This window comes from Paenarthrobacter sp. Z7-10, from assembly GCF_026932795.1.
GTDB lineage: Bacteria > Actinomycetota > Actinomycetes > Actinomycetales > Micrococcaceae > Arthrobacter_M.
The window spans coordinates 35,642-51,911 of the sequence record NZ_JADPVH010000007.1 but is presented as its reverse complement, the minus strand read 5'-3'; the positions used below and the strand labels follow the sequence as shown (position 1 = coordinate 51,911).

General features: G+C 66.6%; 15 protein-coding genes and 1 pseudogene. 11 read left to right on the top strand and 5 right to left on the bottom strand.

Annotation, left to right across the window (positions count from 1 at the left end; genetic code table 11):
- Positions 1-120: 120 nt before the first annotated feature.
- The 9 genes and pseudogenes from IV498_RS03695 to IV498_RS03655 all read left to right on the top strand — a co-directional run bounded on the left by IV498_RS03695 (position 121) and on the right by IV498_RS03655 (position 11,251).
- Complete coding sequence (locus IV498_RS03695; protein ID WP_330059152.1) at positions 121-1,917, top strand: nitrite/sulfite reductase; 1,797 nt, start codon at positions 121-123, stop codon at positions 1,915-1,917.
- A pseudogene (locus tag IV498_RS03690) lies at positions 1,881-2,677 on the top strand (phosphoadenylyl-sulfate reductase). Before IV498_RS03695 ends, IV498_RS03690 begins: the two are co-directional and overlap by 37 nt.
- Positions 2,674-3,786 carry a sulfate adenylyltransferase subunit CysD gene (gene cysD / locus IV498_RS03685; RefSeq protein WP_269045199.1) on the top strand — a complete coding sequence of 371 codons (1,113 nt, stop codon included), beginning with the start codon at positions 2,674-2,676 and terminating at the stop codon, positions 3,784-3,786. The pseudogene IV498_RS03690 and the gene cysD overlap by 4 nt, the downstream one beginning before the upstream one ends.
- Positions 3,786-5,168 carry a sulfate adenylyltransferase subunit 1 gene (locus IV498_RS03680; RefSeq protein ID WP_269045198.1) on the top strand — a complete coding sequence of 461 codons (1,383 nt, stop codon included), beginning with the start codon at positions 3,786-3,788 and terminating at the stop codon, positions 5,166-5,168. Before cysD ends, IV498_RS03680 begins: the two co-directional genes overlap by 1 nt.
- Before the next feature lie 168 nt (positions 5,169-5,336).
- Positions 5,337-6,503 (top strand): ABC transporter substrate-binding protein, encoded by a 1,167-nt coding sequence (locus tag IV498_RS03675; RefSeq protein ID WP_269045197.1) that lies wholly within the window; start codon positions 5,337-5,339, stop codon positions 6,501-6,503.
- 92 nt (positions 6,504-6,595) lie between these two features.
- A complete protein-coding gene (locus IV498_RS03670) occupies positions 6,596-7,315 on the top strand; it encodes an ABC transporter ATP-binding protein (protein ID WP_442951272.1) in 720 nt (239 codons plus the stop codon).
- Positions 7,305-8,207 (top strand): ABC transporter permease, encoded by a 903-nt coding sequence (locus tag IV498_RS03665; RefSeq protein WP_269045196.1) that lies wholly within the window; start codon positions 7,305-7,307, stop codon positions 8,205-8,207. Before IV498_RS03670 ends, IV498_RS03665 begins: the two co-directional genes overlap by 11 nt.
- A 161-nt stretch (positions 8,208-8,368) precedes the next feature.
- Complete coding sequence (gene cobA, locus IV498_RS03660) at positions 8,369-9,679, top strand: uroporphyrinogen-III C-methyltransferase (RefSeq protein WP_269045195.1); 1,311 nt, start codon at positions 8,369-8,371, stop codon at positions 9,677-9,679.
- 81 nt (positions 9,680-9,760) lie between these two features.
- On the top strand, positions 9,761-11,251 hold the full coding sequence (locus tag IV498_RS03655; protein WP_269045194.1) for an FAD-dependent oxidoreductase: 1,491 nt from the start codon (positions 9,761-9,763) through the stop codon (positions 11,249-11,251).
- A 17-nt stretch (positions 11,252-11,268) separates the two neighbouring features.
- On the opposite strand, the gene IV498_RS03650 is transcribed toward IV498_RS03655, so the two are convergent.
- A complete protein-coding gene (locus IV498_RS03650) occupies positions 11,269-11,805 on the bottom strand; it encodes a GNAT family N-acetyltransferase (protein WP_269045193.1) in 537 nt (178 codons plus the stop codon).
- A gap of 137 nt (positions 11,806-11,942) precedes the next feature.
- Between IV498_RS03650 and IV498_RS03645 the strand changes: the two genes are divergently transcribed.
- Both IV498_RS03645 and IV498_RS03640 read left to right on the top strand, forming a co-directional pair.
- The gene (locus IV498_RS03645; RefSeq protein ID WP_269045192.1) at positions 11,943-12,239 is read left to right on the top strand and encodes a hypothetical protein; all 297 of its coding nucleotides are present in this window, start codon (positions 11,943-11,945) and stop codon (positions 12,237-12,239) included.
- A 114-nt stretch (positions 12,240-12,353) separates the two neighbouring features.
- Positions 12,354-13,355, top strand: coding sequence for a DNA topoisomerase IB (locus IV498_RS03640; RefSeq protein WP_269045191.1), 1,002 nt, complete (start codon positions 12,354-12,356; stop codon positions 13,353-13,355).
- A gap of 26 nt (positions 13,356-13,381) precedes the next feature.
- Here IV498_RS03640 and IV498_RS03635 read toward each other — a convergent pair whose 3' ends face one another.
- The 4 genes from IV498_RS03635 to IV498_RS03620 are packed head-to-tail and all read right to left on the bottom strand — an operon-like array spanning position 13,382 to position 16,216.
- Positions 13,382-14,215 carry a 4'-phosphopantetheinyl transferase family protein gene (locus IV498_RS03635; protein WP_269045190.1) on the bottom strand — a complete coding sequence of 278 codons (834 nt, stop codon included), beginning with the start codon at positions 14,213-14,215 and terminating at the stop codon, positions 13,382-13,384.
- Positions 14,212-15,012 (bottom strand): ABC transporter permease, encoded by an 801-nt coding sequence (locus IV498_RS03630; protein ID WP_269045189.1) that lies wholly within the window; start codon positions 15,010-15,012, stop codon positions 14,212-14,214. The genes IV498_RS03635 and IV498_RS03630 overlap by 4 nt, the downstream gene beginning before the upstream one ends.
- Complete coding sequence (locus IV498_RS03625) at positions 15,009-16,007, bottom strand: ATP-binding cassette domain-containing protein (RefSeq protein ID WP_269045188.1); 999 nt, start codon at positions 16,005-16,007, stop codon at positions 15,009-15,011. The genes IV498_RS03630 and IV498_RS03625 overlap by 4 nt, the downstream gene beginning before the upstream one ends.
- The gene (locus tag IV498_RS03620) at positions 16,007-16,216 is read right to left on the bottom strand and encodes an MbtH family protein (protein ID WP_269045187.1); all 210 of its coding nucleotides are present in this window, start codon (positions 16,214-16,216) and stop codon (positions 16,007-16,009) included. The genes IV498_RS03625 and IV498_RS03620 overlap by 1 nt, the downstream gene beginning before the upstream one ends.
- Between the last annotated feature and the right edge of the window lie 54 nt (positions 16,217-16,270).

Genomic DNA, 16,270 nt, shown 5'->3' with positions numbered 1-16,270 from the left:
CAGCCCGGTCGGGTGACTGTCCGCGCGCGCCAGATGAGTCATGTGACGATTTGTTGCCGCAGGTGACCTTGGGTTTCGCTTCCGCCGCGGTGGACGCGCTGGCCGCCCTAGTCTCTAGACATGACGAAGACAGCTCTAGCCGGAGCGACCTCAGAGTCCATCCGAAACCATGTCACCGACGCCAGCGAAGCTGACCGGAACCCGGACCACATTCCGTCCCGGAACGCCGTGCGCGCCTCCCGGCCGGCGGCCAAGCCGCACGGTCAGTGGAAGGTGGACGGCACTGCCCCGCTGAACGCCAACGAGGTGTGGAAACAGGAGGACGGCGGACTTAGCTGCCGGACGCGGATCGAGACGATCTACGCGGAGCAGGGTTTTGACAGCATCAGCAGCGATGACCTGCACGGCCGGTTCCGCTGGTGGGGTCTGTACACGCAGCGCCGGCAGGGCATCGATGGCGGCAAAACCGCCACGCTGGAGCCGCACGACCTCGAGGACCGCTATTTCATGCTGCGGATCCGGATCGACGGCGGCGCGCTGAGGACGGAGCAGCTGCGTGTGATCGGCGGAATCTCCACCGACTTCGCCCGCGGTTCCGCGGACCTGACGGACCGGCAGAACATCCAGCTGCACTGGATTGAGATCGAGAACGTGCCGGAAATCTGGCGCCGGCTCGAATCCGTCGGACTGTCCACCACCGAGGCCTGCGGCGACGTTCCGCGCGTGATCCTGGGCAGCCCGGTGGCCGGCATCGCCAAGGACGAAATCCTTGACCCAACCGACCTGATCCGCGAATTGAGCGATCGGTTCATCGGTGATCCCGACTTTGCCAACCTGCCGCGCAAATACAAAACGGCCATCACCGGCCACCCGTCCCAGGATGTGGTGCACGAGATCAACGATGTGTCCCTGGTGGGCGTGGTCCACCCGGAACTGGGCGCCGGCTATGACCTCTGGGTGGGCGGTGCGCTGTCCACCAATCCGATGCTGGCGCAGCGGCTGGGGGCTTTCGTGGCCCCGGAGGTTGCCGCCGATGTCTGGGTAGGCGTGACCAGCATTTTCCGTGATTATGGGTACCGCCGGATGCGCAACAAGGCGCGGTTGAAATTCCTGCTGGCGGATTGGGGTCCCGGGAAGTTCCGCCAGGTGCTCGAAGATGAGTACCTCGGCCACAGGCTGCCCGACGGTCCAGCGGCGCCCAAGCCGTCCACTCCGGGGGACCATGTGGGCATCCATGAGCAGAAGGATGGCCGGTTCTTCATCGGCGCGACGCCAACGGTTGGCCGGCTGTCCGGAAGCACGCTGACCGCGCTCGCGGACATCCTGGAGGCGCACGGTTCCTACCGTCTGCGCACCACGCCGCACCAAAAAATTGTGGTGCTGGACGTGCAGGCCGATCGGGTGGAGCCGTTGGTGGCTGCACTGGACGAGCTGGGACTGAGCGCCAGGCCGTCCCTGTTCCGCCGCTCCACCATCGCCTGCACCGGCATCGAATTCTGCAAGCTCGCCATCGTCAACACCAAGGACACCGCCGCCGCCGCCATCACCGAACTGGAGCGGCGGCTGGCCGACCTGGTCGACAGCGGCCAGCTCACCCAGCCCATCGCACTGAACATCAACGGCTGCCCCAACTCCTGCGCCCGGATCCAGACGGCGGATATCGGGCTGAAGGGCATGATGCTGCCAACGCCCGACGGCGATCCCACCCCGGGTTTTCAGGTCCATCTGGGCGGCGGGCTGGCTTCGGTGGATCGCGGGGAAGCCGGGTTGGGCCGGACGGTGCGCGGACTGAAAGTGAGAGTGGAGGAGTTGCCGGGTTACGTGGAACGTGTCGTGCGCAGCTACATCGCCGGCCGTGCCGACGGCGAAACATTCGCCGAATGGGCCCTCGCGGCGGACGAAGGAGACCTGCAGTGAGTACGGGTTCGTTTCCGGTGCCGCCCCGTGAGCTCCTCCATGCTGCCCCGACCGCGTCGCCGCGCCGCAGCGACGATGAGCTGCGGGCACTGGCCGCGGCGGGCAGCGCTGAACTGGACTGGAATGCCTCCGCCGTCGACGTTATTGCCTGGGTGGCGCGCTTGTTCTCCGTCCGGAGCGCCGCCGTCGCGTGTTCCATGGCCGACGCGGTGCTGCCCGCCCTCGTCGCAGAACAACTGCCCGGCATCGACGTGCTCTTCCTCGAACCGGATACCACTTTCCGGAAACCCGTGCCACGCGGAACGCCGTCGCCGCGAACCTGCGCGTGAACGTCGTCGACGTCCTGCCGGCGAAGACCGTTGCCGAGCAGGATTCGCTCCTCGGCAAGGACCTCTTCGCCCGCGATCCCGGCCAGTGCTGTGCCCTGCGTAAGGTCGCACCGCTGAAAAGGTCCCTCGTCGGCTACGAAGTCTGGTTCACCGGCGTGCGCCGCGAAGAATCTCCCACCCGGACCGGCACCCCGCTGGTGTCGTGGGATGCCAACAACGGCCTCGTCAAGATTAATCCGCTGGTGACGTGGACCTTCGATGAGGTGGTCGACTACTCCGAGGCCAACCTCCTGCCCGTCAATCCGCTGCTGGGGCAGGGCTATCCGTCCATCGGCTGCGCTCCCTGCACAAAGAAAGTCGCCGCCGGCGAAGATCCCCGTTCCGGCCGCTGGGCCGGCACCTCCAAGACAGAATGCGGGCTCCACGTATGAGTACTTCCACGACGATCGTTTCGGCGGGGGCCACCTCCACCGCTGATGCCGCCCCCGCAGACGCCGCCGCAGCACCCAATGCCGCCCTGGGAGTGGCATCGGGCCTGACTGAGCCGCGCGCTGGGCTGATCGAAGATCAGCCGCGCGGCGAAGGTGCGGGGGCGGCATTCGGTGCGGAGGCGGCACCCGGGGCCGCACCAGCGGGGGCGGCACCGACGCGGCTGACCTCGCTGGACGTGCTGGAGTCCGAGGCGATCCATATTATCCGCGAGGTGGTGGCGGAGTTTGAGCGGCCGGCGCTGCTGTTTTCCGGGGGCAAGGATTCGGTGCTGATGCTGCATCTGGCCACGAAGGCTTTCTGGCCGGGGCGGGTGCCGTTCCCGGTGCTGCACGTGGATACCGGTCACAACTTCCCCGAAGTCATCGAGTTCCGCGACCGCACGGTGGAGCGGCTGGGTCTGCGGTTGGTGGTGGGCAGCGTGCAGGAGTACATCGACCGTGGCGAACTCGCCGAGCGTGCGGATGGCACCCGCAACCCGCTGCAGACGGTGCCGCTGCTGGACACGATCAAAATTAACCGGTTCGACGCCGTCTTCGGCGGCGGCCGCCGCGACGAGGACAAGGCGCGGGCCAAGGAACGCATCCTGAGCCTGCGCGACGAATTCGGCCAGTGGGACCCACGCAACCAGCGACCTGAATTGTGGAACCTGTACAACGGCCGGCACACGGTGGGACAGCACGTCCGGGCGTTCCCGATCAGCAACTGGACGGAACTGGACGTCTGGCGCTACATCGAGCGCGAGAGGATTGAGCTGCCCGGCCTGTACTACGCCCACGAACGCGAGGTCTTTGCCCGCGATGGCATGTGGAGGGCGGTCGGCGACGTGTCTCAGCCGCGCCCGGAGGAGCAGGTGGTGACCAAAACGGTGCGCTACCGGACGGTGGGGGACATGTCCTGCACCGGCGCCGTCGAGTCCGCGGCGGCCGATGCCGCCGCCGTCGTCGTCGAGGTCGCCGCTTCCACCCTGACCGAACGTGGCGCCACCCGGGCCGATGACCGCATCTCCGAGGCCGCCATGGAAGACCGCAAGAAAGACGGCTACTTCTGATGACCGCACAACTTCTCTCACCGCCGGCACTCGGCGAATCGACCCTGTTCCGCTTCGCCACGGCCGGCTCCGTCGACGACGGCAAATCCACCCTGGTGGGCCGGCTGCTGCACGACAGCAAGGCCATCCTGGCGGACCAGCTCGACGCCGTCGCCCGCACCTCCGCGGACCGCGGCTTTGGCGGCGCAAACGCCACCGGCATCCAGAAGATCGACCTGGCGCTGCTCACCGACGGGCTGCGCGCCGAGCGCGAGCAGGGCATCACCATCGACGTGGCCTACCGCTATTTCGCCACGGACCGCCGCTCCTTCGTGCTGGCCGACTGCCCCGGTCACGTTCAGTACACCAAGAACACCGTGACCGGCGCGTCCACCGCGGACGCCGTCGTCGTGCTCATCGACGCGCGCAAGGGCGTGCTGGAGCAGACCCGCCGGCACCTGTCCGTGCTGCGCCTGCTGCGGGTGCCGCACGTGCTGGTCGCGGTGAACAAGATTGACCTGGTGGACTACAGCGAGGATGTGTTCGCCGGCATCGAAGCCAACGTCCGTCAGGTTGGTGCCGAGCTGGGCCTGGCCGACGTGCTGGTAGTGCCGGTTTCGGCGCTGGAGGGGGACAACGTGGTGGCGGCGTCCCCGCGCACGCCCTGGTATGCAGGGCCCAGCCTGCTGGAAATCCTGGAAACGCTGGCGACGACGGATGACCTGGAGGGCGGGCTGGAGCCGTTCCGGTTCCCGGTCCAGTCCGTCATCCGGCCGCAGGGGGCGCTGGCGCCGGGGCTGGCGGACGACGACGGCGGCTTGGCCTTCCGTGATTACCGCGCCTATGCAGGGCAGGTGGCTTCCGGTGCCATCCAGGTGGGCGAGCGAGTGACGGTGCTGCCCTCCGGGCGGCCGACCGTCGTCGTCGGCATCGATTTTGCCGGCACCGAACTGCAGCGGGCGGTCGCGCCGCAGTCCGTGTCGCTGCGCCTCGCCGACGACATCGATGTTGCCCGCGGGGACCTGATCGCCGCCGCCGGCACCTTCGCGGAAACCAGCCAGGACCTCTACGGCGAACTGTGCTGGCTTTCGCCCAAACCCTTGCGAGAAGGCGCCAAGGTTCTGATCAAGCACGGCAGCCGCACGGTGCAGGCGCTGGTCCGTGTCATCAGCGGGAAACTGGATCTGGAAAATTTCCGGGAGCAGCCAGCATCCAGCCTGGAACTGAACGACATCGGCTCAGCCCAGCTGCGCCTGGCCTCGCCGCTGCCGGTTGAGGCCTACGCCCGCCACCGCCGCACCGGCGCGTTCCTGGTCATCGACCCCACGGACGGCAACACCCTGGCCGCCGGGCTGGTAAGGGAGCACCCGGGCGACCACGAGGGCGAGCGGTACAGCATTTAGTCCCCTTGCTGCGGCGACGTCAGGCGGTTCGGGCGCTGCGGCACCCGGGCCGTTTGGCCGCGCCTGTGAACAGCCTCGGTCCGTGCCAGTGTGACGCCGCGTGAACCCGCATGACCCCCGGTTTCCCCGGCACTTTTGGCAGCCCCCGTGCTTCCCTAGGGTTTAGCCATGGCTACAAAAAAACCGGCAGAAAGCGCCAAAGGACCCCGCACCAGGCGCATCGTCGCGGGTGAAAAGCGGCCGCGGCGCCGGGCCCTGGAAGGCGCGATGGCGGCCGGGCTGGCGCTGCTGATCGGCGCTGGCGCGGTGGTGGCGTCGGTCTCGGCAGAGCACCGCGGCAAAACGGTTCCGGTGGCCGAGATCCAACAGCGGACGCCCGCCGCAAAGCTGCGGCTGGGCTATTTCGGCAACGTCACTCACGCTCCCGCGTTGGTTGGCCTGCAGCAGGGCTTCTTCGCCAAAGAACTGGGCACCACCAAGCTCAGCAGCCAGGTTTTCAACGCCGGGCCGGCTGCCGTGGAGGCCTTGAACGCCGGTGCCATCGACGCCGCGTATCTGGGACCCAACCCGGCCATTAACTCTTATGCGACGAGCCGGGGGGCGTCACTGCGCATCATCGCGGGGGCTGCCTCGGGAGGGGCCGAGCTGGTGGTGAAGCCGGGCATCAACTCCGCCGCCGATCTGAAGGGCAAGGTGCTGGCGAGTCCGCAGCTGGGCGGCACGCAGGATGTTGCGCTGCGTTCCTGGCTAACCGGCCAGGGCCTGGAAACGCGCCCCGGGAGTGGCGGCGACGTGACCATCAATCCGACGGATAACGCGCAGACGCTCAAGCTTTTCCAGGACGGCCAGCTCGACGGCGCCTGGTTGCCTGAGCCGTGGGCGTCACGGCTGGTGCGCCAAGCCGGCGCTAAGGTACTGGTCGACGAGAAGGACCTGTGGGACGGTGGGCAATTCGCCAGCACCGTCCTGGTGGTCAGTGTTTCCTTCGTGCACGCCCACCCGCAAACGGTGGAGCAGCTGCTGAGGGGGCATGTTGAGTCGGTGAGCTGGCTGCAGGATCATCCCGGGCAGGCGGAGAGTGTGATCAATGCTGGACTGCAGGCGGCGGCCGGTTCGCCGCTGCCGCCGGAGGTGATCAAGCGGGCGTTGTCCAAGCTGGTTTTTACCGTTGATCCGCTGGCCAACACTTTTCACGAGCTGCTGCAGCATGGAGTCGATGCGGGCGTGACGAAACCCGCGGACATCAATGGCATCTTTGATCTCCGGCTGCTGAACAAGCTCCGCTCGGAGGCCGGTCAGCCGGATCTTTCACCGGCGGGGCTGGGACTCAAATGAGGACGGAGTTGTCGGTGCCAGATACGGTGCACGCCGTGGCCGGAGCCTCGTCCTCCACTGTCCCCGGTACCGGCGCCCCTGCCACAACGGTGATGATCTCGCTGGAAAAGCTGGGAAAACGATTCGGCACCGGGGCTCCGGTCCTGGCCAACGTCAACGTCACGATCCGCCAAGGTGAGTTCGTCGCGCTGCTGGGAGCCTCCGGCTGCGGCAAGTCCACGCTGCTGAACCTGATAGCAGGACTGGAGCCGCCGTCGTCGGGCGCCCTTGAAGTCCCCGCCGACGGTGCCGCCTTCATGTTCCAGGACGCCGCGCTCTTTCCCTGGCTGACGGCGAAAGGAAACGTGGAGCTGGCGCTGAAGTTGCGCGGGGTGGACCGGTCGGAACGGTCGAGCCGGGCCGATGACCTGCTGGAGCTGGTCCATCTCAGCGGTGCCGCGGGCAAGCGCCCGCATGAACTCTCCGGCGGGATGCGCCAGCGCGTGGCCCTGGCCCGGTCGCTGGCCCAGGAGCGGGACGTGCTGCTGATGGATGAACCATTTGCCGCCTTGGACGCCATCACCCGGGACCTGTTGCACGATGAGCTTGAGCGCGTTTGGCGGCGGACCGGCCGGACCATAGTTTTCGTCACGCACAACGTTCGCGAGGCGATCCGGCTGGGCCAGCGGGTGCTGCTGATGTCCTCACGGCCGGGGCGGGTTCTGAACGAATGGCAGGTTTCGCCGGAGCAGAAGAGCCCGGCCCGGGCGGCGGCACTGGCCGCGGAAATCACTGCCGAGCTGCGCGAGGAGATCCGGCGCCATGTCCACTGAACCAAAAGTCGCCGAACGTGCACGGACTCAGAGTCGTGACGTCGAAGCGGGGCTGGATGCTTTGCAGACCAGCCTCCCTTCTTCCGACGCGGCCCGGGCCGCCGCACGCCGCACTCTGGCGAAGATCCTCGCGCCGGTGGCCGCCGTCGTCGTGCTGGTGCTGTTGTGGCAGTTTTATGTCGTAATGGCGGATAAACGTGCCGACCTTGTGCCTGGGCCGCTGGACGTGCTCGGCTCGCTGTCCGGGCTGTGGCAGGAGGGCACGGTGCAGGAGGCTGTGTGGACCAGCCTGCAGCGTGGCGTTACCGGCTTCCTCATCAGCACCCTGATCGCTACCCCGATCGGCCTGCTTCTTTGTGCTGTGCGGCCGCTGAGGACGGCCTTGGGTCCGCTGGTTTCCGGCCTCCAGGTGCTGCCCTCGGTGGCTTGGGTGCCAGCGGCGGTGATCTGGTTCGGGCTCTCCGACGCCACGGTCTATTTTGTGCTGCTGATGGGCGCCATCCCCTCCATCATCAATGGGCTGGTGGCCGGGGTGGACCAAGTCCCCGATCAGTTCCGCCGGATGGGGACGGTGCTCGGCGCCGGCCGGCTGGAGATGACGCTGCAGATTGTGCTGCCGGCTGCACTGCCCGGCTATCTGGCGGGATTGAAGCAGGGCTGGGCGTTCTCCTGGCGCTCGCTGATGGCGGCGGAAATTATCGCGATGGGCGGGTCCATCGGCTTCGGCTTGGGATCGCTGCTGCAGCAGGGCAGGGATCTCTCCGAGATGGGAACCGTGATGAGCGCGATCCTGCTGATCCTGGCGGTTGGCATTGCCGTGGAGCTGCTGGTCTTTGCACCGCTGGAGCGCCGGTTGCTGCGCGGCCGTGGCCTGCTGGTCGGATCCGACTGAACCCGGTGCGCGCTGCACCACATTGCGGCGAAACCGAGCCAAAACCTCCGGCGTGTTGCCCGGGACACGGGGTTTGCGGTCTCAATGTGGTGCAGCGCGAATCGCGTGCCGAATAGTTCCTGAAAATTTTCCTCCCCACACTGCCTCCCGAAGGATCTCCTATGACTGTGCAGGATACTTACCCGATCGCGCTGCGGTTGCTGGGCCGGACCGTCCTGGTGGTGGGCGGTGGCCCGGTTGCTGCCCGTCGCGCCAAGGGGTTGCTGGACGCCGGTGCCGCGGTCACGCTGGTCGCGCCGCAGGCCTCACCGGAAGTGCTGGCGCTCGTGGACGCGGGTCTGCTGAACTGGCAGTGCCGGGAATACCGCTCCGGCGATATGGATGGTGTCTGGTTTGTCCAGACGGCCACCGGCGTACCGGAGGTTGATACCCAGGTAGCCGCCGACGCCGGGGTGCAGCGCATCTGGTGCGTGAACGCCTCGGATCATGAAGCCTCCGCGGCGTGGACACCTGCCGTCGCGAGGATTGACGATGTGCAGATTGCGGTCAACGCCGGGGGAGATCCACGCCGGGCGGTGGCACTGCGCAACGCGGTGGCTGCCGCGCTGGAATCGGGGGACCTGCCGCTGCGTCGGCATCGGCGACCCACCTTGCAGGGCTCGTCCGGGGCCGGTCGGGCGGACGCCGCTGGCGGGAACGACGACGGCGGTTCGGCTTTGGGCGCTGGCGGGGCCTACGGCGGCGGTTCGGTGGCGCTGGTCGGTGGTGGCCCCGGGGATCCGGGTCTGATCACCGTGCGCGGCCGCCGGTTGCTGGCGCAGGCCGACGTCGTGGTGGCGGACCGGTTGGGACCAAGGAGCCTGCTGGCTGAACTTGCCCCGGACGTTCGGATTCTTGAGGTGGGTAAAACCCCGGGGCATCATCCGGTTCCGCAATCCGAGATCAACTCGATGCTGGTCCGGGAAGCCAGGGCGGGCAACAGAGTGGTTCGGCTTAAGGGCGGCGACCCCTTCGTTCTGGGCCGCGGTGGTGAGGAACTGCTCTTTTGCCGGAAACACGGAGTAGACGTGGAGGTCGTGCCGGGGGTGACCTCAGCGATCTCCGTTCCCGCCGCGGCAGGCATCCCGGTCACACACCGCGGCCTGGCCAAGGCGTTCACCATGGTCAGCGGGCATGAGGAATTGGCCAACCTTCCCGCGGGCAGCGACCACACGGTGGTGCTGCTGATGGGCGTGGGAACGCTGCGGGAGTCCGCGGCTGCGCTCGCCGCCAACGGCCGGAGCAGCCACTGCCCGGTGGCGATCATCGAGAACGGCTATGCGCCGGACCAGCGGGTCACCATTGGGACGCTGGAGACCATTGCTGACCAAGCGCAGGCCGTCGGCGTCGCGAACCCGGCCGTCGTCGTCGTCGGCGATGTGGTCCGCGTCAGCCCGTTCGCCGCGGCCGCACTTCAAATCCCCATCCAGTGAGCACTCCGTGCGCGATGCAGCCCCGTATCGCGCACGAATTACTCACTCGATCCAAAAAGAAGATGACGAAGGAGCACGATCGTGTCGACAACCAAGCTGCGGGTAGCTGTGATCGGTGCAGGGCCTGCCGGTGTGTATGCCGCGGACCTGCTGACGAAGAGCGAGCCGGTGATCAGTGGCGCCGTGACGCTCAGCATTGATCTGTTTGACCGCTATCCCGCGCCGTATGGGCTGATCCGTTATGGCGTGGCGCCCGACCATCCGCGGATCAAGGGCATCGTGACTGCCCTGCACAAGGTGCTGGACCGCGGCGACATCCGGTTCTTCGGCAACGTGGACTACGGCACGGACCTCTCGCTGACCGATCTGCGCAGGCACTATGATGCCATCATCTTCGCGACCGGCGCCAGCAAGGGCGCGGACCTGAACATTCCGGGCGTCGAGTTGGAGGGCTCCTTCGGCGGCGCCGACTTTGTCTCCTGGTATGACGGGCATCCAGACGTGCCCCGGGAGTGGCCGCTGCACGCGGCGGAGGTTGCTGTCATCGGCAACGGCAATGTGGCCCTGGACGTGGCGCGGGTGCTCTCCAAGCACGCCGATGACCTGTTGGTAACCGAGATCCCCGACAACGTCTACCTGGCACTGAAGGACTCGGCGGTGACTGACGTGCACGTTTTTGGCCGCCGTGGACCGGCCCAGGTGAAGTTCACGCCGCTGGAACTGCGGGAGCTTGCGCACGCCAAGGATGTGGATATAGTGCTCTACCCGGAGGACTTCGAGTTCGACGCAGCCTCGGACGAGGCGATCCGCACCAACAACCAGACGCGGACCATGGTCAGCACGCTCACCAACTGGCTGGCGGAGGAGGACGACGACGATGCGAAGGGTCCTGCGGCGACGCGTCCCGGTGCGCCGCGGCGGCTGCACCTGCACTTCCTGCACAATCCGGTGGAAATTCTCCGGGGCGTCGGCGCGGACAGTGGTTGGGTGGCCGGGATCCGGTTTGAGCGCACCGAGCTGGATGGCACGGGCAACGCGCGTGGCACCGGCGCATTCGTGGACTATCCGGTCCAAGCCGTCTACCGGTCGGTGGGGTACTTCGGCTCCGCGCTTCCGGAGTTGGAGTTTGATCATCAGCGCGGTGTCATACCGAACGACGGCGGACGCGTGTTGGGTGCGGACGGGACGCCTGTGCAGGGGCTGTATGCCACCGGCTGGATTAAACGCGGACCCGTGGGCCTGATTGGGCATACCAAGGGCGACGCGCTCGAGACCATCACGGGCCTGCTCGAAGATCTGGACCAGCGGGCGGCCGTCGTGGCTCACGGGGCGCTGGACGCGCCGCGGCCCGGTGAGGTTGACCGCACCGAGGCTCCCGACACCGTCGTCGAACTGCTCGGCGGACGCGGCGTGGCTTACACAACCTGGCAAGGATGGCTGGAGCTGGATGCCCACGAACTCTCGCTCGGTGCTGCCGCTACCGCGGCTGGCCCGGTAGGACGCGAGCGGGTGAAAGTGGTTCCGCGGGAGAGCATGGTGGCCATTTCGTCTGGGACCGTGGTGGAAGTCTGAATGCGGGGAGCGGGGACTCAGGCGGCGGTCGACGCGGCGAGGTCTATCCAGTAGCGGCGTTTGCCATTGCGGCTGTCCTCCCAAATGCCCCCGTTCCCCTCGATCGTCGCGCGGGAGCCGATGTTGTCCTCATCGCAGGTGATCAGGACCCTTTCCATCCCGTGGCCGCGCGCCAGCGGCAGTGCCTGGCTAAGCGCCTGGCGTGCGTGGCCCCGACGCCTGGCGGAGGGTCGGACGGAGTAGCCGATGTGGCCGCCCTCTTCGAGCAGGAAGTCGTTGAGTTCGTGTCGGATCGCGAGCGAGCCCAGAAAAGTTTCGCCGTCGACGATCCAGCGGTAGGTGCAGGGAACGTAACCCGCGGGGCGTTTGGTTGCGGGCAGCGCGTCGGCCACCAGAGCGTCAACGAATTGACGAAAGGGCTCCGCGGCGCGCAAGGCATCGAGGGAATAGTCCTCGGCAAGTCCGGCACCGTCCAGATGGGCTCCGTCGAACTCCGAGGTGCCGGCCAGCCAGGAGGCATGGAATCGGGTGTGCGGGACGGCGAGTGAGGTCATCGGGTAACTATATCGGCCGCCGTTCGGTGGGGGCAGCCGAACCAGGATGAGTGGCAATGATTACTTCCGGGCCCGCGGCGCATAAAGCCGCCGCACCATTCGTCTGACGGGAAAAACGGTTGGGCTAGAGTATGACCATGGGCACGAATGACGAGCTGAACCGCGGGAGCATCAAGGGCAAACGGGTGGTCCGTATAGTGGTTCCCGTCGTCGCGGTTCTGCTCAGCGCACTGGGGCTTGGACTCATGTTTTCTGCCGGCCAGCAGGAATCATTTGGCTGGTTCGCCTATGCCCCGCTCACCGACGCGGCCTTCCTCTCCGGCGATCTGGTGTTTTTGCCCGGCTCCGCTCGGATCGGCATTGCCCTCACCGGGGTGGGCTTGCTGGTCTTGGCCTTCTGGTCGGGGTTTCGAACGGCCAGTCAACGACGCTGAGGGGGTCGCGCGGATCGCACTCCAATTGAACAGCAGGCTTACCATGGTCACAAGCAGTCGGCCGGCGGGGGGAGCGGTCCTCGCCAGCCGCCACCGAGAGCAAGGGGTCTGTCTATGAGGCTTCGACACAGCAACGCCTCCGGCCATGGCTATCGCCGCATCAAGGCCGGCAGCGGTTTCAGCTACCGGGATCTTGACGGGTCCACCCTGCCCCCCGGTCCGGTGCGCGAGCGTTTGGAGGGAGTCGGCATTCCGCCCGCATGGACGGATGTCTGGATTGCCCCCTATGACAACGGCCATATTCAGGCGATCGGAACCGACGCCGTGGGCCGCCGCCAATACATTTATCATCCGGGCTGGCGGGAGAAAAAGGACCGGCTGAAGTTCGACCGGGCACTGCAGCTCGCCGAATCGCTGCCCGCCGCACGGAGGCAGGTCACCCTGGATCTGCGCAGCGACGGGGTCAGCCGCGAGCGGGTGCTCGCCGCGGCCTTCCGGATGCTGGACAGCGGTTCGCTGCGGGTGGGGTCCGAACGGTATACGAACGAAAACGGCAGCCGCGGTCTGGCCACCTTGCTTGGCGCCCATGTCAAAATCCACGACGGCGAGCTGCAGCTGAGCTTTCCGGCCAAGAGCGGCAAGACCTGGTCCTCGCAGCTCAGCGACACCGACCTAGCAACCCTGGTGCGTGTCCTCAAACGCCGCGGCCCGCACGCACGGCTGCTGGCCTACAAGGATGGCCGGCGCTGGCATCCGGTAACCAGCGCGGACATCAACGACTATGTGAAGGAACGCACCGGCGGAGATTTCACCGCCAAGGATTTCCGCACCCTGCGGGGCACAGCCGCCGCGGCGGTGTCGCTGGCGCGCAGTGGGCCGCAGCACACGGTTGGGGCACGCAAAGCAGCGATCGCGGAGGCGATGCGGCAGACCGCGGCGGTGCTGGGCAACACTCCATCCATCGCGCGAAAAAGTTATGTGGATCCGCGCCTGCTGGACCATTTCAGCTCCGGCGAGACCATCGATCCGCGCCGGTCTGATTCGGTGGAGTCCGAACTGCGTGCCCTGTTGTACCGCGAGGGCGATGTGGTGGAGCTGCGCCGGGAAAGCGCCTGAGCCACTGTTACGTTAGGACGCCGGATTCAGCCGGCGCGCGTGAGCACCGGCATCAGCTCCGCCAAATCGAGACGTGTGACGGCAGGTGTTCCGGCCGTGGCCAGAGCCGCCAGATATCCGTCGGGTGCCGGAAGCCAAGCGATGTTTGTTCCGTCCAGTTCCTTCGTGGCAGTGCAGCGCACGACGGCGGTCCAGGGTTCCGGTGCGACGGTTGGCTCAGTGCCGGTTGCCTTAGCGACGGTTGGCTCAATGCCGGTCGGCAGGTGGCCGGTCAAAACGGTGCTGGCGGTCCCACAGCTTGTAGGTTCGATGCTGAGCGTGTGTGGATCCAGGGCCAAGCCATGGCTGGTGGCCTTCAGCGCGGCCTCCTTAGCCACCCACAAGCGGATTCGGCCGGAAATGTCGGAGTGGGACACGGATGCCAGCTCGGCGGTGCTGAGGGCAAAGTTATCGAAACCCGCGAAAAGCTCCGCTGGGATCCGTTCAAGATCCGCACCAATGGCACAACCAGCCGGGGCGGCGGCGACCATCACCGCATCGGAGGAGCGTGACAGGCTCAATTCAACGCCGTCGATCCTCGGTTTACCGTGCGCACCACCGCAGCTGCGGCAGTGCCGTTTCACCTCCAGCTCCGCTGCCCGCCCGGGATCAGTGCCCAGCCAGCGGGCGGCCATCAAACGGAACAGCACGTGTGCCGCGGTGTACGCCTGGCCGTCCCGGGCCTGCCGGAAGCGCGCCGCCGCGCTGTGTTCGGACTCCGGCAGCAGCGGCGCCAGGGTGGAAGCGGGAGCGGCAGCGTCGAACTTGGATACGGTTGTGATCAGGTACTCCACCCGGTGGCCGGCACCGGACGGGCTCACCGTTTGCTGATCCGGCGGTACTGGCCGATGGCCAGCGGCGCGAACACGGCGATGATGGCCAGGCAGCACAGGAACGCATAGAGCAGTGCATTGTCCGCCGGCCATCCAGTGGGGGCTGCGAATCCCTCCGGCGCCCGGTTACCGAAGAGCCGGCGGACGGAAGTGGCCACCGCTGTGACCGGGTTCCATTCCGCGATGGCGCGCAGCGGTCCGGGCATGGACTGCACCGAAACGAACGCCCCGGAGATGAAGGTGACAGGGAAGAGCCAGATCAGTCCCAGGCTTTGGGCCACCTCTACGCTGCGTGCGGTGAGGGCGATCACAGCGCCCACCCAGGAGACGGAAAAGGTGAACAGCAGCAGCAACCCCAGGGCCAGCAGGGCTGGACCCGGCCCGTTGCTGATCCGCCAACCAATGGCCAGGCCGCACAGCAGGGTCACCGCAATGGAGATCAGGCTTGTGGCCAGATCGGCGCAGACGCGTCCCAGGATCACTGCCCCGCGGGACATCGGCAACGAACGGAACCTGTCGATCAGTCCAAGTTGCAGGTCCTTGGCCAGGTAGACAGCGGTGAAGGAGGCGTTAAAGGTCAGGGTTTGGGCAAGGATGCCGCCGATGAGGAACATTCGATACTGGGCCCCGCCCAAGGTTCCGCCAAAAACGAAGGCAAGCAGCAGCACGAACATGATCGGCTGCACCAGGCTTGTGACCATGGCACCGGGGGTGCGGAGGACATTGCGCAGGTTGCGCCAGGCGATCACCGAGCTGTCACGGGCGGCCGCATTGATCGTACTCATGCGTTGATGGCCTCCTTCCGGGATGGCTCATGGGGGTCGCTGGGTGCGGGCGCGGGTTCGTCCGGCCGCTCCCCGGTCAGCTGCAGGAAGACATCGTCCAGGGTGGGCCGGCGGAGCGAGGCCTCAACCACCGGAAGGCCCGCTTCCTGGAGATCGGTGAGCGTGCGCACCAGCATCCGGTGCCCTTCGGGAGCCGCCGCGCTGATGCGCCGGGTTTGGTGGTTTATTTCCAGCCGGGCGCCGGGACCGGCGGTGGAGGAGACAAGCGCAGCGGCCGCCTGCATGTGGTCCGGGTTTGCCAGAACGACGTCGATGCGTTCCGATCCGACTTGGGCCTTGAGCTCATCGGCGGTGCCCTTGGCGATGACCCGTCCGGCGTCGATCACGGCAATGTTGTCCGCCAGTTGGTCCGCTTCCTCCAAATACTGGGTGGTCAACAGGACCGTGGTGCCGGAACTGACCAGCGAGGAAATGACTTCCCACGTATCCAGCCGGCCCCGCGGGTCCAGGCCCGTGGTCGGTTCGTCCAGCACCACCACCGGTGGCCGGGCAACGATGGCGCCCGCCAGATCCAGCCTGCGGCGCATGCCCCCGGAGTAGGCTCCGGCACGTTTTCCTGCCACCTCGCTGAGCCGGAACTGGTCCAGCAGTTCGGAGGCGCGTCCGGCGGAGGCTTTGCGGCTCATCCCGTAGAGCCGACCGACCATGTACAGATTCTCGTAACCTGTCAGTTTTTCGTCCACTGCGGCATATTGCCCGGAGAGTCCGATGGAACGCCGGACGCCGTCCGGATCGTCCAGCACCGAGTGCCCGGCCACGGTTGCCTCGCCCGCATCGGGCTGCAGCAGGGTGGTGAGAACCCGGACCGTGGTGGTCTTGCCGGCACCGTTGGGTCCCAGCAGTCCCAGCACCTGGCCCTCCGGAACGTCCAGATCGAGTCCGTCCAGTGCCTTGAATGCGCCGAAGCTCTTACTTAGTCCGCGTATCCGGATCATTAAGACGCGGCGAGTTCGGCCACGGTGCGCGGAGTCATGTCGGTCCAGTTGCTGGACACATACTTCAGGCACGCTTCCCGGCTATCCGGCCCATACACCAAAACCCAGCCCTGCGGCACGTCCGCGAAGGACGGCCACAGGGAATGCTGCTGCAGGTCGTTCACCAGGACCCGGAAAGTTCCTGTTGCGTCATCAAATGGATTAGTCACGAATTGTTCCCCAGACTGCTTGTTCACTTTTTACCCGAAGACCATTAACAGGTA

Bases quoted from the DNA above. Each gene is read 5' to 3' on its own strand.
- IV498_RS03695 (WP_330059152.1), top strand. From the start codon at position 121: ATGACGAAGACAGCTCTAGCCGGAGCGACCTCAGAGTCCATCCGAAAC.
- cysD (WP_269045199.1), top strand. From the start codon at position 2,674: ATGAGTACTTCCACGACGATCGTTTCGGCGGGGGCCACCTCCACCGCT.
- IV498_RS03680 (WP_269045198.1), top strand. From the start codon at position 3,786: ATGACCGCACAACTTCTCTCACCGCCGGCACTCGGCGAATCGACCCTG.
- IV498_RS03675 (WP_269045197.1), top strand. From the start codon at position 5,337: ATGGCTACAAAAAAACCGGCAGAAAGCGCCAAAGGACCCCGCACCAGG.
- IV498_RS03670 (WP_442951272.1), top strand. From the start codon at position 6,596: ATGATCTCGCTGGAAAAGCTGGGAAAACGATTCGGCACCGGGGCTCCG.
- IV498_RS03665 (WP_269045196.1), top strand. From the start codon at position 7,305: ATGTCCACTGAACCAAAAGTCGCCGAACGTGCACGGACTCAGAGTCGT.
- cobA (WP_269045195.1), top strand. From the start codon at position 8,369: ATGACTGTGCAGGATACTTACCCGATCGCGCTGCGGTTGCTGGGCCGG.
- IV498_RS03650 (WP_269045193.1), bottom strand. From the start codon at position 11,805: ATGACCTCACTCGCCGTCCCGCACACCCGATTCCATGCCTCCTGGCTG.
- IV498_RS03645 (WP_269045192.1), top strand. From the start codon at position 11,943: ATGGGCACGAATGACGAGCTGAACCGCGGGAGCATCAAGGGCAAACGG.
- IV498_RS03640 (WP_269045191.1), top strand. From the start codon at position 12,354: ATGAGGCTTCGACACAGCAACGCCTCCGGCCATGGCTATCGCCGCATC.
- IV498_RS03630 (WP_269045189.1), bottom strand. From the start codon at position 15,012: ATGAGTACGATCAATGCGGCCGCCCGTGACAGCTCGGTGATCGCCTGG.
- IV498_RS03625 (WP_269045188.1), bottom strand. From the start codon at position 16,007: ATGATCCGGATACGCGGACTAAGTAAGAGCTTCGGCGCATTCAAGGCA.